This window comes from Pseudomonas sp. BF-B-26 (assembly GCF_019956495.1).
Lineage (GTDB): Bacteria > Pseudomonadota > Gammaproteobacteria > Pseudomonadales > Pseudomonadaceae > Aquipseudomonas.
The window spans coordinates 13,236-36,584 of record NZ_JAHBDP010000096.1 but is presented as its reverse complement, the minus strand read 5'-3'; the positions used below and the strand labels follow the sequence as shown (position 1 = coordinate 36,584).

Below are 23,349 nucleotides of genomic sequence, written 5' to 3'. Positions count from 1 at the left end.
GAAAACCCGGCCTGCCCGCCAGCGCCGGGTTTTTTTACGCCTGCTGATCGACTCCAAAAAAACAGTACAGTTTTTGCTGACACTGCACTGTACGGTCGACTATTGTGGCAACTGTCCCCGTACACTTCTAAACTGTTCCGGTATTGTTTCACACAAGAATAAAATGCCCGTGAAATCGAGTGCTGCGTCATGACCAATCTCTTGCTCTACCAACGTATTGCTCAACAACTGGCCGAAGACATCCGCCGTGGCGTCTATCAACCGGGGGAGCGCGTGCCTTCGGTGCGCAAGATGAGTTCACAGCTCAACGTCAGCCATGCGACGGTGTTGCAGGCTTACGCCAATCTCGAGGATCAGGGGCTGATCCGCGCCCGGCCGCAGTCGGGTTACTACGTGCACCAGACTCCGGCCCTGACCGCGCCGACACCGGACATCGCTCGGGTCGAGCGTCCAGGTCTGGTCACTCGCAGCAGCATCATCCAACAAGTTCTGGTCGAATCCCGCCGCGAGGGTGTGTTTCCCTTGGGCGCGGCCGTACCGAGTGTTGATTATCTGCCGGTGCGGGCGCTGCATCAGCAACTGGCCAAAGTCACCCGTTTTCATAGCCCGCGGGCGTTCAGCTACATGTTCAGCCCGGGTTTCGAACCGTTGCGCCGACAAGTGGCGATCCGCATGCGCGATGCCGGCGTGGTGGTCGATCCGTCGGAAGTGGTCATTACCCACGGCTGCGTTGATGCGTTGCAGATGTCCCTGCGTGTGCTGACTCGCCCGGGCGACCTGATCGCCGCCGAGTCGCCGACCTACTACGGTTTGCTGCAACTGGCTGACCTGCTGGGCCTCAAGGTTATCGAGATCCCGAGCGATCCGGCCACCGGCATGAGCCTCGAAGCTTTGCAGCTGGCGGCCAACCAGTGGTCGATCAAGGCGCTGGTGCTGACCACTCGTCTGAGCAATCCATTGGGCGGCACCATGCCCGAAGAGCGGCAGAAGCAACTGCTGCGCCTGGCCTCGGATTTCGATATCCAGATTGTCGAAGACGATATCTACGGCGAACTGATGTTCGAGCAGGGTCGCACCAAATCACTTAAAGCCTACGATCGGCTGGATCGGGTGATCTATTGCTCCAGCTTTTCCAAAACCCTGTCGCCGGGCGTGCGGATCGGCTGGATGATTGCCGGCAAGTACCAGCAGGAAATCCAGCGTTTGCAGACCTTCAGCACCCATTCGGCCTGCAGCGTCACGCAGATGGGCATTGCGGCGTACCTGGAGAACGGTGGTTACGACCGGCATTTGCGCTACATCCGTCAGGAGTACCGCAAGAACCTCAGCGCTTTCCAGCTGGCGGTGCAGCAATACTTCCCGGAAGGCACGCAGATGACCCGGCCGACCGGCGGCTTCATTCTGTGGGTCAGCCTGCCGGGGCGGGTCAACACGCAGGAGCTGCACGTTCGTGCGTTGCAGCAGGGCATCAGCATCGCGCCGGGGCTGATTTTCAGTAACACCGAGCAGTTCAACCACTGCATTCGACTGAACTGCGGCACACCCTGGAACCGTGAAGCCGAGCGTGCATTGATGACCCTGGGCATGCTCGCCACCCAACTCTGTCAGGAGATGGTCGGCGGCTTTTGAGGGGGCGGGCAGGATATTCCTGCCCGAGCTTGTCATGTCGCCTGCAACAGGCGAGCATATGGCTCCTGCCGTTTGTACCGTTGGGTCCATGAAGCCGATTTTACCCGCCGTATGGCTATCGATCTGCCTGCTGATGACCTTCCAGGCCGAAGGTGTATTAGCGGCTTCCGTTCAGGAAAAACCGGCAGCCAGCGCCACGTCGAAAAAGCCGGCTCCCGCTAAAAAAGCCACGCCGGTCAAAAAGAAAGCGGCCCCGGTGAAAAAACGACCGCCGATTGCCTCCAAGTCCAAACCCGCCAGTGAGGTCGTGAAAACCAAGCTCCCTTCGGCCGACCTGGATTTGAGTCTGCCCCAAGGCATGGTCGAGGAACTGAAACCGATTGGTACGGTACCGATGCCCCGACACGATGCGGTATTGCCACAAATGTTTGGTGACAAGACCGGCAGCTCTCCATTTCAGCTCAACGGGAGGCTGATCAGCAACGAAATGAAGTTGCAACTGCGCAACGAAGAGCGCCGTGAAGTTGAAGGCGCAGCCCTGGAATTCGAGTTCAAACGATAATTTCTTCCCGTTCGTGACCTGCTGGCCAGACGCTTTGTCGGAGACTGGTCGGTCACGCTCGTTTAAGCGAAAAAACCAGGGTCCAGACAATTTTAAACAAGCGTTTTAGCGGTTACTCTGTGCCACGTCCTTTAACACATCGCCCGTCGAGGAGCTCGTCGTCATGAAATGCCGTGAAGGCTGTGGCGCCTGTTGCATTGCCCCTTCCATCAGTTCACCGATTCCCGGCATGCCCAATGGCAAGCCGGCGGGAGAACGTTGCGTACAACTCTCTGTCGATAACCTGTGCGGCATTTTCGGCAAACCGGAACGTCCTGCAGTGTGTTCGGCGTTCGAAGCCGACATCGAAGTCTGCGGAAGCAGCCGTGACGAAGCGATCAAATTGTTGGGTTGGTGGGAGAAAATGACGGCGGCGTGATGTGTTCAACGAACGGATCTTCAACAATAAGGAATAAGACTATGGGTTCGCTGCAACGTATGGCTGTGCTGTGTGGTTTGACGGTTTTGCTGGCTTCCACGGCCGCTCAGGCAGAAGACTGGAAAGTTGCCAAGAACGAAGACGGTATCAAGGTTTCCTTGAGTGAAGTGGCTGGCTCCGATTACAAGGCTTACCAGGGCGTCACGCTGATGAAGACCACCATCGCCAAACTGCGTGCGCTGCAGGAAGACGTGTCAGGCGCTTGCGCTTGGATTCACGACTGTAAAACCCAGAAGTTGCTCAAGCACGAAGGCGATCAAAACTGGACCTACACCCAGTTCAATACGCCTTGGCCGGTGACCGCGCGTGACTCGGTGTTGCATGTCACCACCATCGAGGGTGCTGATGGCAGCCTGACCCGCAAACTCGAAGGTGTGCCGAAGTACATTCCTGAAGAAAAAGGCTTTGTACGGGTTACCAAGGTCGATGGGTTCTGGAAGTTTGTGCCCAAGGGCGATCAGGTTGAGGTGACCTATCAGGTGCATACCGAGCCGGGCGGTAGCATTCCGTCGATGGTGGCCAACAAGTTTGTGGTGGATGCGCCGTTTAATACTTTGAAAGCCCTGAAGGCACGCGCTGAGAAGTAATCGCGGCTTTGATCGGGGTGCATATCCGTTTCTGTGGTTACGGCTGCTTAGGGTTCCGCCCTTACGGCGGGTCACTTTGAAAAGCGCAAAGTAACCAAACGCTTTTGCCCCTTTCGTTCGGTGCCTCGCTGTGGCTCGGCATGCCCTCGCTCCGGTCCTGCTCCGTGGGCCCGCCGCCATCGGCCATCCATGGCCGGGGGCGGCTAACCCGGCATCCATGCCGGGTTGCCCACTGCGCAGAACCTCCACTCGGCCTCTCGATGGGGCGTACACCTCAAGATCAAAAGCTGGAGGCGAGCTAACGCTCGGCCTGATGAGTGGTGAGAAGCAAAAGCTGTACGCCGATCTGCTTTATGTTGATCGTTCCCACGCTCTGCGTGGGAATGCCGCTAGGGACGCTCCGCGTTCCGCTGTCGACGCAAGGCTCGAGTCCTGCGCAAGAGTGACGCGGAGCGTCACGGGATGCATTCCCACGCAGAGCGTGAGAACGATCAGTGGGTGCCGGGAGCTGTTGATCTGGCTTTGGCTCTGGCTTTTGATTTTGATCTGCTTGCCCCTTTCCCAGAGGCCGAACGCAGGCGTTGCGCAGGGGGCACCGCGGCAGGGATGCCGCGGTAGCCGCCCCCGGAGCAATGCCGGAGTGAGGGCATGCCGAGCCTAGGCGAGGCACCGAATGGAGGGGCAAAGCGTTTTGCTTCCTTTTGGGCGTCTGCAAAAGGGAGTCGCTGTAAAAGCGAAACCGCCAGCCGCCGTTGCCGCAGAAACGGATATGCCCCCGATCAAAGAGCACAACTGAAACGAATACGCCCCAAACTAACGATCATTCGAATCAGAGAGGCTTTATTTTGTTTCCGAATATGCGTTGCACGAAATTTTCACAAAGCCTCCAAGACAATTCGCCCGCGCCAACATCCGGGCAGTAATCAATGGCAATGCGACGGTTGATCGTGCAACATTTGCGCACCGTGCAAGCCCCGGGGCCGAGTACTGGCCAACAGAGGGCAAGGCGCAGCCGTATTTTTGAAACTTCAACTTCCAATGGGTCCTAAAACGACATGGCAATCCCGGACGCCCTGAATCAGCAGCGAGCTTCTAGTCGCCTGCTGCAACCGACCGTCAAATCGCATCTGGCCTACACGCTGCTGTGTGCCCTGGTCATGATGGTCATGTTCAGCCTGCTGCGCGTTGCGCTGCTGGTTTACAACCGCGAGATGATCCTCGACACCCCGGCCTCGACCTTTCTCGAAGCGTTCGCCAATGGTCTGCGTTTCGACCTGCGCCTGGTGGTCTACCTCAGCATTCCATTGCTGCTGGCGCTGTTCAGCGCCCGGGCGATGGCCGCCCGCGGATTCTTCCGGTTCTGGCTGACCATTGCCTCGAGCATCGCCCTGTTCCTCGGCCTGATGGAGATGGACTTCTACCGCGAGTTCCACCAGCGCCTCAACGGCCTGGTCTTCCAATATGTAAAGGAAGACCCGAAAACCGTGATGAGCATGCTCTGGTACGGTTTTCCGGTGGTTCGCTACCTGCTGGCCTGGGCCGTGGGCACGTTGATCCTGACCCTGGCGTTCAAGGGCGCCGACCGCGCCACCCGTCCACGTGGCCCCTTCAGCGGCGGCAGCATCGGCACGCGCCAGATCGCCCCATGGTATGCACGCATCACGGTGTTCGTCGTCTGCTTGATGGTTTGCGTGGTGGCCGCTCGTGGCACCTTGCGTCAGGGCCCGCCACTGCGTTGGGGTGACGTTTACACCACCAACTCGAACTTCGCCAACCAATTGGGCCTCAACGGCACCTTGTCGCTGGTCGCCGCGGCTAAGAGCCGCATCTCCGAAGATCGCGACAACGTCTGGAAGGCCACGTTGCCACAGCCTGAAGCGCAGAAAATCGTGCGTGACATGCTGGTGATGCCGGACGACAAACTGGTGGATGCGGAGATCGCCGCCGTGCGTCGCGATTACACGCCGCCGGCCGACAAGACCCTGCCGATCAAGAACGTCGTCGTGATCCTGATGGAAAGCATGGCCGGTCACTCGGTGGGCGCCTTGGGTGCACCGGGCAACATCACGCCGTACCTCGACAAATTGTCGAAGGAAGGCCTGCTGTTTGACCGTTTCTTCTCCAACGGCACCCATACCCACCAGGGTATGTTTGCCACCATGGCGTGCTTCCCGAACCTGCCAGGTTTCGAATACCTGATGCAGACGCCGGAAGGCAGCCACAAGTTGTCCGGCCTGCCGCAATTGCTCAGTGCCCGTAAATATGACGACGTGTACGTCTACAACGGCGACTTCGCCTGGGATAACCAGTCGGGTTTCTTCAGCAACCAGGGCATGACCAACTTCATTGGTCGTAATGACTTCGTGAACCCGGTGTTCTCTGATCCGACCTGGGGCGTGTCCGACCAGGACATGTTCGACCGTGGTCTGGTCGAGCTCAAGGCGCGGGAAAACGGCAAGCCGTTCTATGCGCTGCTGCAAACCCTGTCCAACCACACGCCTTACGCCTTGCCGACCCCATTGCCGGTTGAGCGCGTGACCGATCGCGGTAGCCTGAACGAGCATTTGACCGCCATGCGTTATGCGGACTGGGCACTGGGCCAGTTCTTTGAAAAGGCCCGCAAGGAGCCGTACTTCAAGGAAACCCTGTTTGTGATCGTCGGCGACCACGGTTTTGGCAACGAGCGTCAGATCACCGAAATGGACCTGGGCCGCTTCAACGTGCCGATGTTGATGATCGCTCCGGGCATCCAGGAAAAATTCGGCCAGCTTGACCATACCGTGGGCACGCAGATCGACATCGTGCCGACCATCATGGGTCGTATTGGTGGCGAAGTGCGTCATCAGTGCTGGGGCCGCGATTTGCTCAACCTGCCTGAAGGCGACACTGGTTTTGGCGTGATCAAGCCGTCGGGTAGCGAGCAGACCACCGCGATCATCACGGCTGATCAGATTCTGGTGCTGCCGAAGGAAAAGGAAATGGCGCCGAAGATGTACCAGTACCAACTGGGTGCGACACCTCACGCCGAGATCGTTCCGGATGCACCGCGTACCGCTGAGCTGAAACTCAAGCTCGAAGCGTTCCTGCAAACGGCGACCAAGAGCCTGATCGACAACACCGCCGGTGTGGTTGATGGCAAGCCGGACTAAGTCTTGATGCAATAAAAAAGAGGCCCTGAAAAGGGCCTCTTTTTTTTGCCTGTTAAACCTTTATATCTTGCCGAGCAACAGCAGGATCAACAGCACCACCAACACCACGCCGATGATACCCGACGGGCCATAACCCCAACTTCTGGAGTGCGGGAAGACCGGTAAACCACCTACCAGCAGGAGGATCAGAATAATGATAAGAATTGTGCCCATGTCTATTTCCTTGTTGGAAGTGTTCTGGAATTACCTGGCGTTTAGCTGTCAGCCGGGCTGTTATAAAACCGGGCTGCTTACAAAATCCGACTGTGGCGAATGAAAGAAAATTCCAATTTTTTTAATGTTTTTCGAAGAAAGGCTTATTTCGTTTTTAATGAGTCTAGTTGGTTCAGGCGCTGCCATGGTTTGCTCGAGCCATTCAGCAATCTGATGGAGCGTGGGTCGGGCATTGTCCTTCGCTACACTCGATGCATCTTCCCCGGAACAACAAGGCTGTTTGCTATGCAAAATCGCATGATGATCACTGGTGCGGGCTCGGGCCTGGGTCGCGAAATCGCGCTGCGCTGGGCGCGTGAAGGCTGGCAGCTGGCCTTGTCGGATGTCAGCGAACCCGGTCTGCAGGAAACCCTGAAACGGGTTCGCGAAGCTGGCGGCGACGGTTTTATCCAGCGTTGCGACGTGCGCGATTACAGCCAGCTGACCGCTTTCGCTCAGGCTTGCGAAGAGAAACTCGGTGGCATCGATGTCATCGTCAACAACGCTGGCGTTGCCTCGGGCGGGTTCTTCAGTGAACTGTCCCTGGAAGACTGGGACTGGCAGATCGCGATCAACCTGATGGGCGTGGTCAAGGGCTGCAAAGCCTTCCTGCCGCTGCTGGAAAAAAGCAAAGGCAAGATCATCAACATCGCATCGATGGCCGCCCTGATGCAAGGCCCGGCCATGAGCAACTACAACGTGGCCAAGGCTGGCGTGGTGGCGTTGTCCGAAAGCTTGTTGGTCGAGCTGGCGCAGCAGGAAATCGGTGTGCATGTGGTGTGCCCGTCGTTCTTCCAGACCAACCTGCTGGACTCGTTCCGTGGCCCGACGCCGGCCATGAAAGCCCAGGTCGGCAAGTTGCTGGAAAGCTCGCCGATCACCGCAGCCGACATTGCCGACTACATCTATCAGCACGTCGCCGCCGGCGAATTCTTGATCCTGCCTCACGAACAGGGCCGCATGGCCTGGGCGCTCAAGCAGAAGAACCCGCAGCTGCTCTACGACGAAATGACCGTCATGGCCGACAAAATGCGCGCCAAGGCCAAACAAACCGCAGGTTGAACTTGCCCGTACGCAACACCGTCGTTAGGGTGGCCGCCATCGGCCATCCTCGCGAGATGTATGCATGCTCAATTACCTGTGGTTTTTCCTCGCCGCGCTGTTCGAAATCGCCGGCTGCTTTGCCTTCTGGATGTGGCTGCGCCAGGGTAAAAGCGCCTGGTGGGTCGTGCCCGCTCTGCTCAGTCTGACCTTGTTCGCGCTGCTGCTGACCCGCATCGAAGCGACCTACGCCGGTCGCGCCTATGCCGCATACGGTGGCATCTACATCATCGCGTCGATCGGCTGGCTGGCGGTGGTCGAGCGGATTCGTCCGCTGGGTTCGGACTGGCTCGGCGTGGCGCTGTGTGTAATCGGGGCCAGCGTCATCCTTTTCGGCCCGCGCTTCTCCGCTTCCTGAAGGATCGGTCCTTCATTCAATGGGTTTGTCAGACGTTTCCATAGGAACTGTTCGGACGGCCCTGTAGGGCGGGACTGATTTGCCGCTGTCGCATTGAAGCCCTACTCAGTGCAGGGCATCTTCAGGGTTCGATAACCCTGAAGGACGAATGCCATGCTTGTACTCAGTCGCGTTGTGGGCGAGTTGATTTCCATCGGTGACAACATTTCCGTGCGCATTCTTGCCGTCAACGGAGGCAGTGTGCGCTTCGGTGTCGAAGCGCCGCAAAACGTCAACGTGCACCGCTCCGAAGTCTACGACCGCATCCAGGTCAAACTGGCGAAAAACAAAGGACGCTGAGGTCTCAGTCGAACAGGTGCTTGGGCACATCGTGTTTGAGCATCAACTGGCATTGCTCGCTTTCCGGGTCGAAGACAATCAGCGCCTGGCCCTTGGTCAATGCCTGGCGAACACGCAGCACACGGGTTTCCAGCGGCGTGTCATCGCCGTTGTCCGTACCGTCACGGGTCACGAAATCCTCGATCAGGCGGGTGAGGGTGTCGACTTCAAGTTGGTCGTGGGGGATCAGCATAGGCACCTCGGCTAAACAATGGCGCGATGCTACGGCGAATGAGGATTTGCGGCTAGCCTGGGTTTTTGTGTTGGCTGGTCTGACGCCTTCGCGAGCAAGCCCGCTCCCACAGTTAACCGCGTACCTCCATGGGAATGCGGGCAAATGTGGGAGCGGGCTTGCTCGCGAAGGCGATCTCTCAGGCGACGAAAAAGTCAGAGTCAGGTATCCGACCGCTGCCCCACCAGGCTATCCACCGACGGCACCCGCGTATCGCTTTCCATCTGCGTCTCATGTTCGAGCTGATGACTGAACCGGTCCAGCGACCCCTTGGCAGGTTGTGCATCGCTGGCAAACACCGGCGGACTCAGAATGTAGGCGCCGAGCAATCGACTGAGCGCAGCGAGGCTGTCGATGTGGGTGCGTTCGTAGCCATGGGTGGCGTCGCAGCCGAAGGCGAGCAGGGCGGTGCGAATGTCATGCCCGGCGGTGACCGCCGAATGGGCATCGCTGAAGTAATAGCGGAACAGGTCGCGGCGTACCGGTAATTCGTTGTCACTGGCCAGGCGCAGCAGATGCCGCGACAGGTGATAGTCGTAAGGTCCACCGGAATCCTGCATGGCCACGCTCACCGCGTGTTCGCTGGAATGCTGACCCGGCGCGACCGGGGCAATGTCGATGCCGACGAATTCGCTGACGTCCCACGGTAACGCCGCCGCCGCGCCGCTGCCGGTTTCCTCGGTAATGGTGAACAGCGGATGACAGTCGATCATCAGCTCCTGGCCGCTGTCGACAATCGCTTTGAGCGCCGCCAGCAATGCGGCAACGCCGGCCTTGTCATCGAGATGTCGGGCGCTGATGTGGCCGCTTTCGGTGAACTCCGGCAAAGGGTCGAAGGCGACAAAATCACCGACGCTGATCCCCAGCGAGTCGCAATCGGCACGCGTGGCGCAATAGGCGTCCAGGCGCAATTCGATGTGATCCCAACTGATCGGCATTTCATCCACGGCGGTATTGAACGCATGCCCGGAAGCCATCAGCGGCAGCACGCTGCCTCGAATCACGCCGTTGTCGGTAAACAGGCTGACCCGGCTGCCCTCGGCAAAACGGCTGGACCAGCAGCCGACGGGCGCCAGGGTCAGGCGACCGTTGTCCTTGATCGCGCGAACCGCTGCGCCGATGGTGTCGAGGTGAGCGGAGACCGCGCGGTCGGGACTGTTCTTCTTGCCCTTGAGGGTGGCGCGGATAGTGCCGCGGCGGGTCATCTCAAAGGGAATGCCCAGCTCTTCAAGCCGTTCGGCGACGTAACGCACGATGGTGTCGGTGAACCCGGTCGGGCTGGGAATGGCGAGCATTTCCAGCAGGACTTTTTGCAGGTAGTTCAGATCTGGTTCGGGAATGTTGCTGGTCATGGAAACTCCTGATGAGTTGAGGCCATCGATGGTTTCGATGAAGGGAAAGAATCTGCGGTGCCTGGACTGGCCCCTTCGCGAGCAAGTCGGATCGCCGCACCGCCGCTCCCACATTTGACCGCATTCCCCTGTGGGAGCGGCGGTGCGGCGATCCGACTTGCTCGCGAAGGCGTCAGCCCAGGCACTACATCACTAAGAGGCCGCCGGCTGACTGTGCGGAAACAACAAATCCACAAACCGTTCGGCCGTCGGCTGTGGTTCATGGTTGGCCAGGCCTGCGCGCTCATTGGCTTCGATAAACACATACTCCGGCTGATCGGCGGCAGGCACCATCAGGTCGAGCCCGACCATCGGAATGTCCAGCGCCCGCGCCGCTCGCACCGCCGCATCCACCAACGTCGGATGCAGGATCGCCGTGACATCCTCAAGAATCCCGCCGGTATGAAGATTCGCCGTACGCCGTACGAACAGATGCTCACCGGCCGGCAGAATGCTGCTGTAGTCATAACCCGCAGCATTCAATGTGCGCTCGGTCTCGTGATCCAGCGGGATCTTGCTTTCACCGCTGGTCGCCGCCTGACGACGCCGGCTCTGCGCTTCGATCAGCGCACCGATGGAGTGCTGACCATCGCCCACCACTTCTGCCGGACGGCGAATCGCCGCGGCGACCACCTCAAAACCGATTACCACAATCCGCAAGTCGAGGCCTTCGTGGAAGCTCTCCAGCAGCACCCGACTGTCGAACTGGCGAGCGGACTCGATGGCTTGCTGGACCTCTTCGATGCTCCGTAAATCCACCGCGACGCCTTGGCCCTGTTCGCCATCCAGCGGCTTGACCACCACCCGTTCGTGCTCATCGAGAAACGCCAGATTGTCATCGGCATTACCGGCCAGTTGCTGCGACGGCAGGTTCAAACCGGCGGCCTTGAGCACTTTGTGCGTCAGGCTTTTGTCCTGGCACAACGTCATGCTGATGGCGCTTGTCAGGTCGCTGAGGGATTCACGGCAACGTACGCGGCGACCGCCATGGATCAAGGTGAACAGACCGGCGTCGGCGTCATCGACTTGCACTTCGATGCCACGACGGTGCGCTTCCTCGACGATGATCCGTGCATAAGGATTGAACTCGGCTTCGGGACCCGGGCCCAGAAACAACGGCTGATTGATGCAGTTTTTGCGCTTGATCGCGAAGGTCGACAGGTTGCGAAACCCCAGCTTGGCGTAAAGACTTTTCGCCTGCCGGTTGTCGTGCAGCACGGACAGGTCCAGGTAACTCAGCCCCCGGCTCATGAAGTGCTCGATCAAATGTCGCACCAGCACTTCACCGACACCCGGACGCGAACATTGCGGATCGACCGCCAGGCACCACAGGCTGCTGCCATTTTCCGGATCGTTGAACGCCTTGTGGTGATTGAGGCCCATGACGCTGCCGATGATCGTGCCGCTGTCCTCATCTTCGGCCAGCCAATAGACGGGCCCACCCTGATGACGCGGAGTCAGCAGACTCGCGTCGATCGGCAACATGCCGCGCAACTGATACAGCTGATTGATCGCCTGCCAGTCCGCGTCGCTCTGGGCGCGGCGGATGCGAAAGCCGCGAAACACCCGAGTCGACTGGCGGTAATCGCTGAACCACAGGCGCAAGGTGTCGGACGGGTCGAGAAACAACTGGGCCGGCTCCAGCCCCAGCACTTGCTGAGGCGCCGCGACGTACAGGGCGATGTCGCGTTCACCGGTGTGTTCGTTGAGCAACTCTTGGGCCAGGCTCGCCGCATCCGGGAAGGTATGGCCGATCAGCAACCGGCCCCAACCGCAATGCACGGCGATCGGTGCGGCGCCCAATTCACTGCCGTCTTCGGCCAAGCGGGCCTGCAAGCGTTCGTAAGAGGGCGCCTGACCGCGCAACAAGCGTTGGCTGTAGGCCGTGGCGTGGGGTTTCATCGATCAGATTCCTTGTTCGCTGAGCCACAGGTTCAGGGCCGCCAATTGCCACAGCTTGGAACCGCGCAACGGGGTCAATTGACCTTGTGGATCGGTCAGCAGGCGGTCGAGCATCTCCGGTTTGAACAAGCCGCGATCCTGACTCGGATCGAGCAGCAGTTCGCGCACCCAGTTCAGCGTGTCGCCCTGCAAATGCTTCAGGCCCGGCACCGGGAAGTAACCTTTCTTACGATCGATCACTTCACTCGGAATCACCAGCCGCGCCGCTTCTTTCAAGACTTGCTTGCCGCCATCCGGCAGTTTGAATTTGCCCGGTACGCGGGCCGACAATTCCACCAGGCGATAGTCGAGAAACGGTGTGCGCGCTTCCAGGCCCCAGGCCATGGTCATGTTGTCGACGCGTTTGACCGGGTCGTCCACCAGCATGATCGTGCTGTCCAGACGCAGGGCTTTGTCCACCGCCGCATCAGCGCCGGGCTGTGCGAAATGTTCCTTCACGAAGTCACCAGCGGCGTCGTTCGCTGTCAGCCATTTCGGCTGCACGGTGGCGGCGTAGTCGTCGTAGCTACGGTCGAAAAACGCATCGCGATAGGCGGCGTACGGATCTTCGGCACCGTCGACTTGTGGGTACCAGTGATAACCGGCGAACAACTCGTCGGCACCCTGGCCGCTCTGCACCACTTTGCAATGCTTGGCCACTTCGCGGGACAGCAGATAGAAGGCGATGCAGTCATGACTGACCATCGGTTCGCTCATGGCGCGGAACGCTGCGGGCAATTGTTCAATGATTTCTTTTTCGTCGATGCGCAATTGGTGATGCTGCGTGCCGTAGTGCTTGGCGATCAGGTCCGAATACTGGAACTCGTCGCCGCGCTCGCCGCCGGCATCCTGGAAACCGATGGAGAAGGTCGACAGGTTTTCAACACCGACTTCACGCAACAGACCGACCAGCAGGCTCGAATCGACACCGCCCGACAGCAGCACACCGACGTCGACTGCTGCACGTTGACGGATTGCCACCGCGTCACGGGTGCTGTCGAGTACACGGTCACGCCAGTCTTCGAGTGTCAGATTCATCTCGTCGGCGTGTGGGCCGTAAGGCAGGGTCCACCAGGTTTTCTGTTCGGTGGTGCCGTCCGCTTCGATGCGCATCCAGGTCGCCGGTGGCAGTTTCTCGATGCCGGCCAGCAAGGTGCGTGGGGCCGGAACCACGGCGTGGAAATTCAGATAATGATTGAGTGCCACCGGGTCGAGGATCGGATTGATGTCGCCGCCCTTGAGCAGCGCCGGCAGTGCCGAGGCAAAGCGCAGGCGCTGGCCGGTGCGCGACAGGTACAGCGGCTTCACGCCGAGACGGTCACGAGCGATGAACAGGCGTTGGGCATCGCGCTCCCAGATGGCGAAGGCGAACATGCCGTTGAGCTTGGGCAGCAAGGCTTCGCCCCAGGCGTGATAGCCCTTGAGCAACACTTCGGTGTCGCCACCGGAATAGAAGGCATAACCGAGGCTTTCAAGCTCGGTGCGCAGTTCCGGGAAGTTGTAGATCGCACCGTTGAAGGCCAGGGACAAGCCTAGTTGGTTGTCGATCATCGGCTGCGCCGAGCCGTCCGACAGGTCCATGATTTTCAGGCGACGGTGGCCCAGGGCAATCGGCCCTTGGGCATGAAAGCCCCATGCGTCAGGGCCGCGAGGGGCCAGGTGATGGGTGATTCGCTCAATGGCTGCAAGGTCTGCAGGTTGATGATCAAAACGTAACTCGCCAGCTAATCCGCACATAAATTCCTTACCGGTTTTTCCGTTGGGGAGGGTCAATCGGTACCGCGCCAAAAACGGCGGATACTCAGAAACTGACCCGGCTGAATCCCCGGAGTTTTAGACCGATAAGTTATAAGGCGCGCCGTCAGACTTTTCCGCGGACCAATTGGCGCACGGCGAAACGGTTGGGATGGCAGGCCTCGGCGACCGTTCTGGGCAGGGGCAACGGTTCGTTTTCGAGCCATGCCGCGAGCAATTCACCCGACAGTGGCGCGGTGATCAAGCCGCGAGAACCATGACCGCTGTTGACGTAAAAACCCTCAAGCCAGGGGCAGGGAATGTTCGGGATTTGCCGGGCGTCCTTGCTCAGTACGGCATAGGCATCGGCGAAGGCCGCTGGGTCGGCCAACGGGCCAACGATCGGCAGGTAGTCTGGGCTGGTGCAGCGGAACGCGGCGCGTCCTTCAAGCTGTTGCGGGTCCAGTGCCTGTGCATGCAGTCGCGTGGCCAGGTCGGGGGAGATTTCCTCGAGCAAGGCCAGGTTGCCGAGGTGTTCGGCGAGGGTCGGGGTCAGGTCATCGCTCTTGAAGTCGAAGCTGGCGCCGAGGGTGTGTTCGCCCAGTCGAGCCGGCGCCACATAGCCTTCGGCGCAGACGACGGTGGCCAGGCTCTGGCTTTCAGGGGTTTGCGCCAGTCGGGTGATCTGGCCACGAATGCGTTTGAGGGGCAGCTCGGCGCTTTGAGGGAAACGCTTGATCTCGGCGGCGCCGGCCAGGATCACCACGGGGGCACTGGCCAGCAAATCATCACCGTCCCAGGCCTGCCACTGATCATCAACCTTGCGCAGTTCCAGGACATCGCGATGGGGCAGCCACTGGATGTTCGCCGACGATGCCTGCCAATGGCACAACGCCGGCGGATGAACCCAGCCGCCCTCCGGGAAGAATAATCCGCCGTGCTCCAGGGCGATGCCAGCCTGAATCTGGGCTTGCGGTTGATCGAGCAGGTGCACCAGGTCTGGCGAAAAGGCGGCGGCCAATTGCGCTTGACGCTCGGCTTCCTTGGCGTTGAAGGCCAGTTGCAAGACCCCGCAATCGTCCCAGTCGACGCCCCGTTGCAGATGTTCAAGCAAGCGTCGGGTGTGACCGAAACCACTGACAATCAACTGCGACAACGCAGTGCCATGGGCCGAAAGCTTGAGGTACAGCACGCCCTGTGGATTGCCCGAGGCTTCCTGCGCCAGTGCATTGTGGCGCTCCAGCAGACTGACGTGCCAACCCCGCGCCGCCAGACTGGCGGCCGTGGCGCAACCGGCCAGGCCGGCGCCGATCACCAGTGCCCGACGTTCGCCGGTCAATGGCGTCGGGCGCGCGAACCATGGTTTGGCCGCGGCGGGCGCCGGGACTTCTTCAGGCCAGCCGAGAAACACGCCCCGCAGGATTTCCCATTTGTGGCCGATGCCGGGCGTGCGCTTCATCTTGAAGCCCGCCGCATTCAGCAGACGTCGCACCCAACCGGTGCTGGTGAAGGTGCTGATGGTCGAGCCGGGGGCCGCCAGACGTGCCAGTTCGGCGAACAGCTCGGCGGTCCACATGTCAGGGTTTTTCGCCGGGGCAAAACCGTCGAGAAACCAGGCGTCGATCTGCGCGTCGAGTTGTGGCAATTGTTCCAGCGCATCGCCGATCAGCAGGGTCAGGGTCACGCGGCCGTTGTCCAGCACCAGGCGCTGGAAGCCTGGGTGGATCGCGACGTATTGCGTCAGCAGTTGATCGGCAAACGGTTTGAGCTCCGGCCACAAGGCCAAGGCGCGCTGCAGATCGGGCAGGCTCAGCGGGTACTTTTCGACACTGACAAAATGCAGCCGTGCCCCGGCCACCGCGTGCTGTTCGAACAGCTGCCAGGCGCAAAGGAAATTCAGCCCGGTGCCGAAACCGGTCTCGCCAATCACCAAGCGACCGCCCTCAGGCAACGCGGCAAAGCGTTCACGCAAAGCGTTCTGCTCGAGGAATACGTAGCGGGTTTCGTCCAGCCCCGACAGGTCGGAGAAATACACATCATCGAACACCCGCGAACGCGGGAGCCCTTGGTCGTCCCAGTCGAGCTGGGCGTGGGGCAATACAGGTTTCATGGCAGGCTCGGCAACGGCAAGGCGGCCATTCTAGCCGATCGCCGGGGCGGTGCTTGATCCATGGCAAGTGCCACGTTGGAAGTGTCAGGGACAATCGCTGCTTTTGTGGAGAGGGAGCTTGTCGGATCGCCGCACCGTCCCGCTCGGGTGCGAAGCAGCCGCAAACGGGTTATCTGTGTACCTCCCGTGTGCAAGTTTGCCGATACCGGGACGGCTTCGCCGTCCAGCGGGAGCAAGCTCCCTCGCCACAGGTTTCATATCAGCCTCAAAAATGGGATTTCTCCCACGCAGGAGAGGTCAATCCGCTAGTCTTGCTCAATCCTGGAAGGAGCTGTCCCATGTTCGAATCCGCCGAAATCGGTCACGCCATCGACAAAGAAACCTACGACGCCGAAGAGCCGGCCCTGCGTGAAGCCTTGCTCGAAGCGCAGTTCGAACTGCACCAGCAGCGCCGCTTTCCGGTGATCATTCTGATCAATGGCATCGAAGGCGCCGGCAAGGGCGAGACGGTCAAGTTGCTCAACGAATGGATGGACCCACGCCTGATCGAGGTCCGCACGTTCGATCAGCAGACCGACGAAGAGCTGGCGCGGCCACCGGCCTGGCGCTACTGGCGGATGCTTCCGGCCAAGGGCCGCATGGGGATTTTCTTCGGCAACTGGTACAGCCAGATGCTGCAAGGCCGGGTCCATGGCTTGTTCAAGGACCCGGTGCTGGATCAGGCGATCAACCAGTCCGAGCGCTTTGAAAAAATGCTCTGCGACGAAGGCGCGCTGATCTTCAAGTTCTGGTTCCACCTCTCCAAGAAGCAAATGAAGGCGCGGCTCAAGGCCCTGGCGGATGACCCGCTGCACAGTTGGCGCATCAGTCCGCTGGACTGGCAACAATCGCAAACCTACGACAAATTCGTGAAATACGGCGAGCGCGTGTTGCGCCGTACCAGCCGCGACTATGCGCCTTGGCATGTGATCGAAGGGGTGGACCCTCATTACCGCAGCCTGGCAGTGGGCAAGATCCTGCTCGAAGGCCTGCAAAATGCTCTGAAGCGTGCCGAGGTCCATCCCGACAAGGTCAATGCCGCGCCGTTGCCCATCCATGTCGATCAACTGAACCTGCTCGACAGCCTGGATTTGACCCAGCACCTGGACAAGGACGATTACGAAGAACAATTGATTACCGAACAGGCACGATTCTCCGGCCTGATGCGCGACAAACGCATGCGTCGACATGCCTTGGTGGCGGTGTTCGAGGGCAATGATGCGGCCGGCAAGGGCGGGGCGATCCGCCGGGTCGCGGCAGCCCTCGATCCACGCCAGTACAGCATCGTGCCGATCGCCGCACCCACCGAAGAAGAACGTGCGCAGCCTTATCTGTGGCGGTTCTGGCGACACATCCCGGCCAAGGGCAAGTTCACGATGTTCGATCGTTCGTGGTACGGGCGGGTGCTGGTGGAACGCGTCGAAGGCTTCTGCCCGCCGACTGACTGGTTGCGGGCCTACAGTGAAATCAATGATTTTGAAGAGCTGATCGCCGAGGCGGGGGTGATCGTCGTCAAGTTCTGGCTGGCCATCGACAAGCAGACACAACTGGAGCGCTTCCAGGCGCGGGAAGAAATTCCCTTCAAGCGTTTCAAGATCACCGAAGATGACTGGCGCAATCGTGATAAATGGGACGACTACCGCGCGGCGGTCGGTGACATGGTCGATCGCACCAGCACCGAGATCTCGCCCTGGACGCTGGTGGAAGCCAATGACAAGCGCTGGGCGCGGGTCAAAGTCCTGCGCACCATCAATCTGGCGCTGGAAGAGGCGTTCGAAAAGTCCGATAAGCACGACAGGAAAGTGAAGCAGCACAAGAAGTGAGCGATGGTTACGCATACGCGGGGTGAATGATTGTCGCGGTCGGTAATGCAGTGGACTTATGCTCGGTCCACTCCCAACCGACAACAACAATGAGGTATGCCATGCGTGAAGTGGTGATCGTCGACAGCGTGCGGACCGGCCTGGCCAAGTCCTTTCGCGGCAAGTTCAACCTGACCCGCCCGGACGACATGGCGGCCCATTGCGTCAATGCGCTGCTGGCACGCTCGGGCATCGATCCGGCCAGCGTCGAGGACTGTATCGTCGGCGCCGGTTCCAACGAAGGTGGCCAGGGCTTCAACATCGGACGCAACATCGCGGTGCTGTCGCGCCTGGGCACCGGCACTGCCGGGATGACCCTCAACCGTTTTTGCTCCTCGGGCTTGCAAGCGATTGCCATCGCCGCCAATCAGATTGCTTCGGGTTGCAGCGACATCATCGTTGCCGGTGGCGTCGAGTCCATCAGCCTGACCATGAAAAGCATCAACACCGACAACCTGATCAATCCGCTGCTGAAAGAGCAGGTGCCCGGCATCTATTTCCCGATGGGCCAGACGGCTGAAATCGTCGCTCGTCGTTACGACGTCACTCGTGAGGAACAGGATCTGTACGCGCTGCAAAGTCAGCAACGTACTGCTCAGGCACAGGCCGATAGATTGTTTGACGACGAAATCGTGCCGATGGCGGTGAAGTATCGGGTTGAAGACAAGGCCACCGGTCAGGTGCAGATCCTTGACGGCATCGTCGATCACGATGACTGCAACCGCCCGGGCACCACCCTGGAAAGCCTGGCGGGATTGAAACCGGTGTTTGCCGAAGACGGTTCGGTGACAGCGGGCAATTCTTCGCAGTTGTCCGATGGCGCGTCGATGACACTGGTGATGAGCCTGGAAAAAGCACTGCAACTGGGGTTGAAACCCAAGGCGTTCTTCCGTGGTTTCACCGTGGCGGGGTGCGAGCCGGATGAAATGGGCATCGGCCCGGTGTTTTCGGTGCCGAAGTTGCTCAAGGCCAAGGGATTGCGGATTTCCGACATTGATCTGTGGGAACTCAACGAAGCGTTTGCGTCCCAATGCCTGTACAGCCGCATTCGGCTGGAGATCGATAACGACAAGTACAACGTCAATGGCGGCTCGATTTCCATTGGCCATCCGTTCGGCATGACCGGCTCGCGTCAGGTCGGGCATCTGGTGCGTGAATTGCAGCGCCGCAACGTGCGTTACGGCATCGTCACCATGTGTGTGGGTGGCGGGATGGGGGCGACCGGGTTGTTTGAAGCTGTGCGTTAAATCCGGAAGATTTTTGTTGCCTGGTTAATCGCCTTCGCGAGCAAGCCCGCTCCCACAGGGATCTAGTGTGCGGCATAGATCCAATGTGGGAGCGGGCTTGCTCGCGAAGGCCGCGCCGCGGTCTATAAGCTCATCCGCAAAACCAGCATCCGCTCAATGTAAGCCTGTACCTCCCGCGCCAACTTCTCCGGATTTTCAAACGGCCCCTCAAGGGTGTTTTCCCGGGTGCTGAAATACAACTCCCCATTCACACGACACATCCGGTCACAGCGAAAGTGAGTGGCGGGGGCATTGTCCTGGGCGCGCTTGCCGTACATGGCGATCTCCTGAGGAATGTACCTGTTGGCGAATCCCATGAGCTTATGCATGAACCACTTGCAACGCCTGGCCAACCGATCGACGGCATAGCGCCAATTTAATGGTGCGACCTGCACAGTTTCATTCGCGGCCAACGCCCAACTGTCCCTGTGTGCCGAACGGCTCTGAGCCTAGAATGACCTTTCTCGCCACTTGGCTTCGGGGTTCGCAATGCACATTTCATCGGGTCGCTGGGTTTACGGTCTGTTCCTGGCCTTGGTGACCGCGCTGCTGTGGGGAATCCTGCCAATCAAACTCAAGCAAGTGCTGCTGGTGATGGACCCGGTGACGGTGACCTGGTTTCGCCTGATCGTGTCGGGCGGCTGCCTGTTCATTTATCTGGCGGCGACCAAACGCCTGCCGAGCCGCAAGGTACTCGGGCCGCGTGGTGGCTGGTTAGTGGTGATGGCGGTGCTCGGCCTGGTGGGCAACTACGTGCTGTACCTGATGGGCCTGAACCTGCTGAGCCCCGGCACCGCGCAACTGGTGGTGCAGATGGGCCCGATCATGTTGTTGATCGCCAGTCTGTTTGTGTTCAAGGAACGATTCAGCGTGGGGCAGGGGATTGGCCTGCTGGTGCTGTTGATCGGCTTTGCCCTGTTTTTCAATCAGCGGCTGGCCGAGCTGCTGACCTCGCTGACCGATTACACCGCCGGCGTGCTGTTGGTGTTGTTGGCGTCCACGGTCTGGACGTTCTACGCCTTGGGCCAGAAGCAATTGCTCACGGTGTGGAATTCGCTGCAGGTGATGATGGTGATCTACCTGTTCTGCGCGCTGTTGCTGACGCCGTGGGTGCATCCGCTGGAAGCGCTGCAACTGAGCCCGCTGCAAGGCTGGCTACTGTTGGCGTGCTGCATGAACACCCTGATCGCCTATGGCGCGTTTGCCGAGGCCCTGGCGCACTGGGAGGCATCGCGGGTCAGTGCGACGCTGGCGATTACGCCGTTGGTGACGTTTGCTGCGGTGGCTGTGGCCGCGTGGATGTGGCCGGACTATGTGCATGCCGAGACGATCAATGGTCTGGGGTATGGCGGGGCGGTGCTGGTGGTGCTGGGATCGGCGCTGGTGGCGTTGGGGCCGTCGTTGATTGCGGGGCTCAGGGCCCGGCGGGTTCGGGTGGCGGCCAGTTAGACCGCGTTATCGTTCTTCGCGAACAGGCTCGCTCCCACAGGAGAATGCGATTACCTGTGGGAGCGAGCCTGCTCGTGATGACTGACTGTCAGGCGCTACAAAACTCAGCCCTTGGCGCCAGCCTCCAGCATATTCTCCGGCCTTACCCACGCATCAAACTCTTCATCCGTCAGATACCGCAACTGCAACGCCGCCTCACGCAGGGTCAGCCCTTCTGCGTAAGCCTTCTTGGCGATTTCCGCCGACTTGTCATAACCAATGTGCGGATTCAGCGCCGTCACCAACATCAACCCACGCTCCAGATGTTCAGCCATTTTCTCTGCATCCGGTTCCAGACCGGCGATGCAATGCTGCTGGAAGTTGCTGCAGCCATCTCCGAGCAAGCGGATCGATTGCAGCAGGTTATGGATGATCACCGGTTTGAACACGTTCAGTTGCAGGTGCCCCTGACTTGCGGCAAACCCGATGGCGACGTCGTTGCCCAATACCTGACACGCCAGCATCGACAGGGCTTCGCACTGAGTCGGATTGACCTTGCCCGGCATGATCGAGCTGCCCGGTTCGTTGGCCGGCAATTTGACTTCGGCGAAGCCTGCTCGCGGCCCGGAGCCCAGCAGGCGCAGGTCGTTGGCGATTTTCATCAGGGTCACGGCGAGGGTTTTCAACGCGCCGGACAGCGTGGTCAGCGGCTCGTGGCCAGCCAGGGCGGCGAATTTATTGGGTGCGGTGACGAACGGCAGGCCGGAGAGGGCGGCCAGTTCGGCAGCGATGGCTTCGCCAAAACCGTGGGGCGAGTTCAACCCGGTGCCGACCGCGGTGCCGCCCTGGGCCAGTTCACAGACGGCCGGCAGCGCGCTGCGGATCGCCCGCTCGGCGTAATCCAGTTGCGCGATGAACGCCGACAGTTCCTGGCCGAAGGTGATCGGTGTCGCGTCCATCATGTGGGTGCGGCCGGTCTTGACCAGTTTCATGTGCCGCGCAGACAGCTCGGCCAATCCGCCCGACAGTTCGCTGATCGCCGGCAGCAATTGCTGTTGCACCGCCTGGGCTGCCGCGATGTGCATGGCGGTCGGGAAGCAGTCGTTGGAACTCTGGGAGCGATTGACGTGATCGTTAGGGTGAACCGGCGATTTGCCGCCACGAGCATTGCCGGCCAGTTCGTTGGCGCGACCGGCGATCACTTCGTTGACGTTCATGTTGCTCTGGGTGCCGCTGCCGGTCTGCCAGACCACCAGCGGGAACTGGTCGTCGTGGTTGCCGTCGAGCACTTCGTCGGCGGCCTGTTCGATCAGCCGGGCGATGTCGGCGGGCAGGTCACCGTTGCGGTCATTGACCCGCGCCGCGGCTTTCTTGATCAGCGCCAGGGCATGCAGCACCGCCAGCGGCATTTTTTCGTTGCCGATGGCGAAGTTAATCAGCGAGCGTTGCGTCTGAGCGCCCCAGTAGGCTTCATCCGGGACTTCCACCTGGCCAAGGCTGTCGGTTTCGATACGGCTCATCATGCACACTCCTGTAGGTCTGATAGCGCAGTTTAGGCCGTGATCGCCGGCCGTGGTTCCATCAGTCTGTTTTTTGACCGTTCAACCCCTCTAAATCAGGCCAGACAAGGCTTGGGGTTGAGTGACACACTTTTTTAGGTGCAGAATGGTCGCCCTTGGGGTAATGACCTCGCCTGCTAGAAAAGGAAACTCGATGACTCGTCTTCGTGCCATCTGTACCGCGGTTGCACTGGTTTGCGCCAGCGGCCCTGTTTTTGCCGATACCGCCAGCCACAACGCCAGTGCCGAAGCTTTCCTGACCCTGGCGCACGCTGACAAATTGGGCACTCCGGTGTACATGCAAGTGCAGCAAATGTTCGCTCAGCGTTTTGAACAGACCAAAGCCCCTGAATCGAAGAAGGCCTTGCTGGAAACCTACCAGGCCAAAGCCAACGCCGCGCTGGACCAAGCCATTGGCTGGAACAAGCTGAAGCCGGACATGGTCAAGCTCTACACCACCAACTTCAGCGAATCCGAGCTGAAAGACCTGGTCGCGTTCTACCAGTCGCCGCTGGGCAAGAAAGTCCTGGAAAAAATGCCGCAGCTGACTCAGCAATCGGCCCAGATGACTCAAGCCAAGCTGGAAAGCGCCGTGCCTGTGGTCAACAAACTGCTGGCTGACATGACCGCCGAGCTGGAGCCTAAAGGCGCCGCCGCTCCTGCCAAGAAAAAGCCTTAAGCGGAGTTCGGTATGACCATGCAACAACGCATCGAATCGACGCTGGGCCTGTTGCAGCCGCAGCATCTGCAAGTGCTGGATGAAAGCCACATGCACAGCCGTGGGTTGCAGACCCACTTCAAGGCCGTGGTGGTCAGCCAGCAGTTCGAAGGGCTCAACCGCGTCAAGCGTCACCAGAAAGTCTACGGCACGCTCGGCGAGCTGATGGGCGAGTTCCATGCGTTGGCGCTGCATACCTACACGCCAGAGGAATGGGCACAGATCGACGCGGCTCCGGCCTCGCCGACCTGTGCTGGTGGCAGCAAGCATTAACGTGAAGGTCTGATGGGCTGACGGGCTGTTGTGGCGAGGGGATTTAGCGAAGCGTCGCACCGCCCCGTTCGGCTGCGAAGCAGTCCTGAAATATCAGCCTCAACGAGGCGTGCCAGGCAAACCGAGCTGCCTGGTTTTACGACTGCTTCGCAGCCGAACGGGGATAAATCCCCTCGCCACAGGGTTTGTACCAGACCTTACAGATCACAGTCCTAAAACCACACCGTTTTTGCTAGAATCCGCAACGCGCCGCTCACCCGGCGCGTTTTTTTTCGCATCCGG

General features: G+C 59.9%; 21 protein-coding genes. 13 read left to right on the top strand and 8 right to left on the bottom strand.

The window, feature by feature from the left end; genetic code table 11:
* Window positions 1-189: 189 nt before the first annotated feature.
* The 5 genes from KGB03_RS22130 (at window position 190) to KGB03_RS22110 (ending at window position 6,405) form a co-directional block, all read left to right on the top strand.
* The gene (locus KGB03_RS22130; protein ID WP_008146981.1) at window positions 190-1,629 is read left to right on the top strand and encodes a PLP-dependent aminotransferase family protein; all 1,440 of its coding nucleotides are present in this window, start codon (window positions 190-192) and stop codon (window positions 1,627-1,629) included.
* An 88-nt stretch (window positions 1,630-1,717) separates the two neighbouring features.
* Window positions 1,718-2,191: a translation initiation factor 2 gene (locus KGB03_RS22125; RefSeq protein ID WP_192410973.1), complete on the top strand. Its 474-nt coding sequence runs from the start codon at window positions 1,718-1,720 to the stop codon at window positions 2,189-2,191.
* A gap of 163 nt (window positions 2,192-2,354) precedes the next feature.
* On the top strand, window positions 2,355-2,609 hold the full coding sequence (locus tag KGB03_RS22120; protein WP_192410972.1) for a YkgJ family cysteine cluster protein: 255 nt from the start codon (window positions 2,355-2,357) through the stop codon (window positions 2,607-2,609).
* 41 nt (window positions 2,610-2,650) lie between these two features.
* Window positions 2,651-3,256 (top strand): START domain-containing protein, encoded by a 606-nt coding sequence (locus KGB03_RS22115; RefSeq protein ID WP_192410971.1) that lies wholly within the window; start codon window positions 2,651-2,653, stop codon window positions 3,254-3,256.
* Between the two features lie 1,055 nt (window positions 3,257-4,311).
* Complete coding sequence (locus KGB03_RS22110) at window positions 4,312-6,405, top strand: LTA synthase family protein (protein WP_223528935.1); 2,094 nt, start codon at window positions 4,312-4,314, stop codon at window positions 6,403-6,405.
* Between the two features lie 60 nt (window positions 6,406-6,465).
* On the opposite strand, the gene KGB03_RS22105 is transcribed toward KGB03_RS22110, so the two are convergent.
* Window positions 6,466-6,624, bottom strand: coding sequence for a DUF3309 family protein (locus KGB03_RS22105; protein ID WP_174602692.1), 159 nt, complete (start codon window positions 6,622-6,624; stop codon window positions 6,466-6,468).
* Between the two features lie 279 nt (window positions 6,625-6,903).
* Between KGB03_RS22105 and KGB03_RS22100 the strand changes: the two genes are divergently transcribed.
* The 3 genes from KGB03_RS22100 (at window position 6,904) to csrA (ending at window position 8,455) form a co-directional block, all read left to right on the top strand.
* Window positions 6,904-7,719 carry an SDR family oxidoreductase gene (locus KGB03_RS22100; protein WP_218537693.1) on the top strand — a complete coding sequence of 272 codons (816 nt, stop codon included), beginning with the start codon at window positions 6,904-6,906 and terminating at the stop codon, window positions 7,717-7,719.
* Window positions 7,720-7,783: 64 nt separating this feature from the next.
* Window positions 7,784-8,116, top strand: a complete 333-nt coding sequence (locus KGB03_RS22095; RefSeq protein WP_074878904.1) for a YnfA family protein — start codon at window positions 7,784-7,786, stop codon at window positions 8,114-8,116.
* Window positions 8,117-8,269: 153 nt separating this feature from the next.
* Entirely contained in the window at window positions 8,270-8,455 is a 186-nt protein-coding gene (csrA, locus tag KGB03_RS22090; RefSeq protein ID WP_008151243.1) for a carbon storage regulator CsrA, read from the top strand.
* A gap of 4 nt (window positions 8,456-8,459) precedes the next feature.
* Here the strand turns inward: csrA and KGB03_RS22085 are convergent, their stop codons facing one another.
* The 5 genes from KGB03_RS22085 to mnmC form a co-directional block, all read right to left on the bottom strand.
* On the bottom strand, window positions 8,460-8,687 hold the full coding sequence (locus tag KGB03_RS22085) for a YheU family protein (protein WP_003199186.1): 228 nt from the start codon (window positions 8,685-8,687) through the stop codon (window positions 8,460-8,462).
* A 200-nt stretch (window positions 8,688-8,887) separates the two neighbouring features.
* The gene (locus tag KGB03_RS22080; RefSeq protein WP_218537694.1) at window positions 8,888-10,078 is read right to left on the bottom strand and encodes an osmoprotectant NAGGN system M42 family peptidase; all 1,191 of its coding nucleotides are present in this window, start codon (window positions 10,076-10,078) and stop codon (window positions 8,888-8,890) included.
* A gap of 192 nt (window positions 10,079-10,270) precedes the next feature.
* Complete coding sequence (gene ngg, locus KGB03_RS22075; RefSeq protein WP_223528932.1) at window positions 10,271-12,019, bottom strand: N-acetylglutaminylglutamine synthetase; 1,749 nt, start codon at window positions 12,017-12,019, stop codon at window positions 10,271-10,273.
* 3 nt (window positions 12,020-12,022) lie between these two features.
* Window positions 12,023-13,795: an N-acetylglutaminylglutamine amidotransferase gene (locus KGB03_RS22070; RefSeq protein ID WP_218537696.1), complete on the bottom strand. Its 1,773-nt coding sequence runs from the start codon at window positions 13,793-13,795 to the stop codon at window positions 12,023-12,025.
* Window positions 13,796-13,919: 124 nt separating this feature from the next.
* The gene (gene mnmC / locus KGB03_RS22065; RefSeq protein ID WP_223528928.1) at window positions 13,920-15,902 is read right to left on the bottom strand and encodes a bifunctional tRNA (5-methylaminomethyl-2-thiouridine)(34)-methyltransferase MnmD/FAD-dependent 5-carboxymethylaminomethyl-2-thiouridine(34) oxidoreductase MnmC; all 1,983 of its coding nucleotides are present in this window, start codon (window positions 15,900-15,902) and stop codon (window positions 13,920-13,922) included.
* 338 nt (window positions 15,903-16,240) lie between these two features.
* Between mnmC and pap the strand changes: the two genes are divergently transcribed.
* Both pap and KGB03_RS22055 read left to right on the top strand, forming a co-directional pair.
* A complete protein-coding gene (pap, locus tag KGB03_RS22060; protein WP_223528926.1) occupies window positions 16,241-17,764 on the top strand; it encodes a polyphosphate:AMP phosphotransferase in 1,524 nt (507 codons plus the stop codon).
* 101 nt (window positions 17,765-17,865) lie between these two features.
* On the top strand, window positions 17,866-19,050 hold the full coding sequence (locus tag KGB03_RS22055; RefSeq protein WP_008151229.1) for a thiolase family protein: 1,185 nt from the start codon (window positions 17,866-17,868) through the stop codon (window positions 19,048-19,050).
* A 122-nt stretch (window positions 19,051-19,172) separates the two neighbouring features.
* Here KGB03_RS22055 and KGB03_RS22050 read toward each other — a convergent pair whose 3' ends face one another.
* Window positions 19,173-19,367, bottom strand: coding sequence for a DUF6316 family protein (locus tag KGB03_RS22050; RefSeq protein WP_111452406.1), 195 nt, complete (start codon window positions 19,365-19,367; stop codon window positions 19,173-19,175).
* Between the two features lie 211 nt (window positions 19,368-19,578).
* Between KGB03_RS22050 and KGB03_RS22045 the strand changes: the two genes are divergently transcribed.
* Window positions 19,579-20,538 (top strand): DMT family transporter, encoded by a 960-nt coding sequence (locus KGB03_RS22045; RefSeq protein ID WP_218537700.1) that lies wholly within the window; start codon window positions 19,579-19,581, stop codon window positions 20,536-20,538.
* Between the two features lie 104 nt (window positions 20,539-20,642).
* On the opposite strand, the gene KGB03_RS22040 is transcribed toward KGB03_RS22045, so the two are convergent.
* Complete coding sequence (locus KGB03_RS22040) at window positions 20,643-22,037, bottom strand: class II fumarate hydratase (protein WP_223528951.1); 1,395 nt, start codon at window positions 22,035-22,037, stop codon at window positions 20,643-20,645.
* Between the two features lie 193 nt (window positions 22,038-22,230).
* On the opposite strand from KGB03_RS22040, the gene KGB03_RS22035 reads away from it, so the two are divergent.
* Window positions 22,231-22,755 carry a DUF2059 domain-containing protein gene (locus tag KGB03_RS22035; RefSeq protein ID WP_033055281.1) on the top strand — a complete coding sequence of 175 codons (525 nt, stop codon included), beginning with the start codon at window positions 22,231-22,233 and terminating at the stop codon, window positions 22,753-22,755.
* A 12-nt stretch (window positions 22,756-22,767) separates the two neighbouring features.
* A complete protein-coding gene (locus KGB03_RS22030; protein ID WP_008151216.1) occupies window positions 22,768-23,067 on the top strand; it encodes a BolA family protein in 300 nt (99 codons plus the stop codon).
* Window positions 23,068-23,349: the final 282 nt, after the last annotated feature.

What these genes read in the sequence shown, in the direction of transcription:
- KGB03_RS22130 (WP_008146981.1), top strand. Translation starts at nt 190, where the DNA reads ATGACCAATCTCTTGCTCTACCAACGTATTGCTCAACAACTGGCCGAA.
- KGB03_RS22125 (WP_192410973.1), top strand. Translation starts at nt 1,718, where the DNA reads ATGAAGCCGATTTTACCCGCCGTATGGCTATCGATCTGCCTGCTGATG.
- KGB03_RS22120 (WP_192410972.1), top strand. Translation starts at nt 2,355, where the DNA reads ATGAAATGCCGTGAAGGCTGTGGCGCCTGTTGCATTGCCCCTTCCATC.
- KGB03_RS22115 (WP_192410971.1), top strand. Translation starts at nt 2,651, where the DNA reads ATGGGTTCGCTGCAACGTATGGCTGTGCTGTGTGGTTTGACGGTTTTG.
- KGB03_RS22110 (WP_223528935.1), top strand. Translation starts at nt 4,312, where the DNA reads ATGGCAATCCCGGACGCCCTGAATCAGCAGCGAGCTTCTAGTCGCCTG.
- KGB03_RS22100 (WP_218537693.1), top strand. Translation starts at nt 6,904, where the DNA reads ATGCAAAATCGCATGATGATCACTGGTGCGGGCTCGGGCCTGGGTCGC.
- KGB03_RS22095 (WP_074878904.1), top strand. Translation starts at nt 7,784, where the DNA reads ATGCTCAATTACCTGTGGTTTTTCCTCGCCGCGCTGTTCGAAATCGCC.
- csrA (WP_008151243.1), top strand. Translation starts at nt 8,270, where the DNA reads ATGCTTGTACTCAGTCGCGTTGTGGGCGAGTTGATTTCCATCGGTGAC.
- KGB03_RS22085 (WP_003199186.1), bottom strand. Translation starts at nt 8,687, where the DNA reads ATGCTGATCCCCCACGACCAACTTGAAGTCGACACCCTCACCCGCCTG.
- KGB03_RS22080 (WP_218537694.1), bottom strand. Translation starts at nt 10,078, where the DNA reads ATGACCAGCAACATTCCCGAACCAGATCTGAACTACCTGCAAAAAGTC.
- ngg (WP_223528932.1), bottom strand. Translation starts at nt 12,019, where the DNA reads ATGAAACCCCACGCCACGGCCTACAGCCAACGCTTGTTGCGCGGTCAG.
- KGB03_RS22070 (WP_218537696.1), bottom strand. Translation starts at nt 13,795, where the DNA reads ATGTGCGGATTAGCTGGCGAGTTACGTTTTGATCATCAACCTGCAGAC.
- mnmC (WP_223528928.1), bottom strand. Translation starts at nt 15,902, where the DNA reads ATGAAACCTGTATTGCCCCACGCCCAGCTCGACTGGGACGACCAAGGG.
- pap (WP_223528926.1), top strand. Translation starts at nt 16,241, where the DNA reads ATGTTCGAATCCGCCGAAATCGGTCACGCCATCGACAAAGAAACCTAC.
- KGB03_RS22055 (WP_008151229.1), top strand. Translation starts at nt 17,866, where the DNA reads ATGCGTGAAGTGGTGATCGTCGACAGCGTGCGGACCGGCCTGGCCAAG.
- KGB03_RS22050 (WP_111452406.1), bottom strand. Translation starts at nt 19,367, where the DNA reads ATGTACGGCAAGCGCGCCCAGGACAATGCCCCCGCCACTCACTTTCGC.
- KGB03_RS22045 (WP_218537700.1), top strand. Translation starts at nt 19,579, where the DNA reads ATGCACATTTCATCGGGTCGCTGGGTTTACGGTCTGTTCCTGGCCTTG.
- KGB03_RS22040 (WP_223528951.1), bottom strand. Translation starts at nt 22,037, where the DNA reads ATGAGCCGTATCGAAACCGACAGCCTTGGCCAGGTGGAAGTCCCGGAT.
- KGB03_RS22035 (WP_033055281.1), top strand. Translation starts at nt 22,231, where the DNA reads ATGACTCGTCTTCGTGCCATCTGTACCGCGGTTGCACTGGTTTGCGCC.
- KGB03_RS22030 (WP_008151216.1), top strand. Translation starts at nt 22,768, where the DNA reads ATGACCATGCAACAACGCATCGAATCGACGCTGGGCCTGTTGCAGCCG.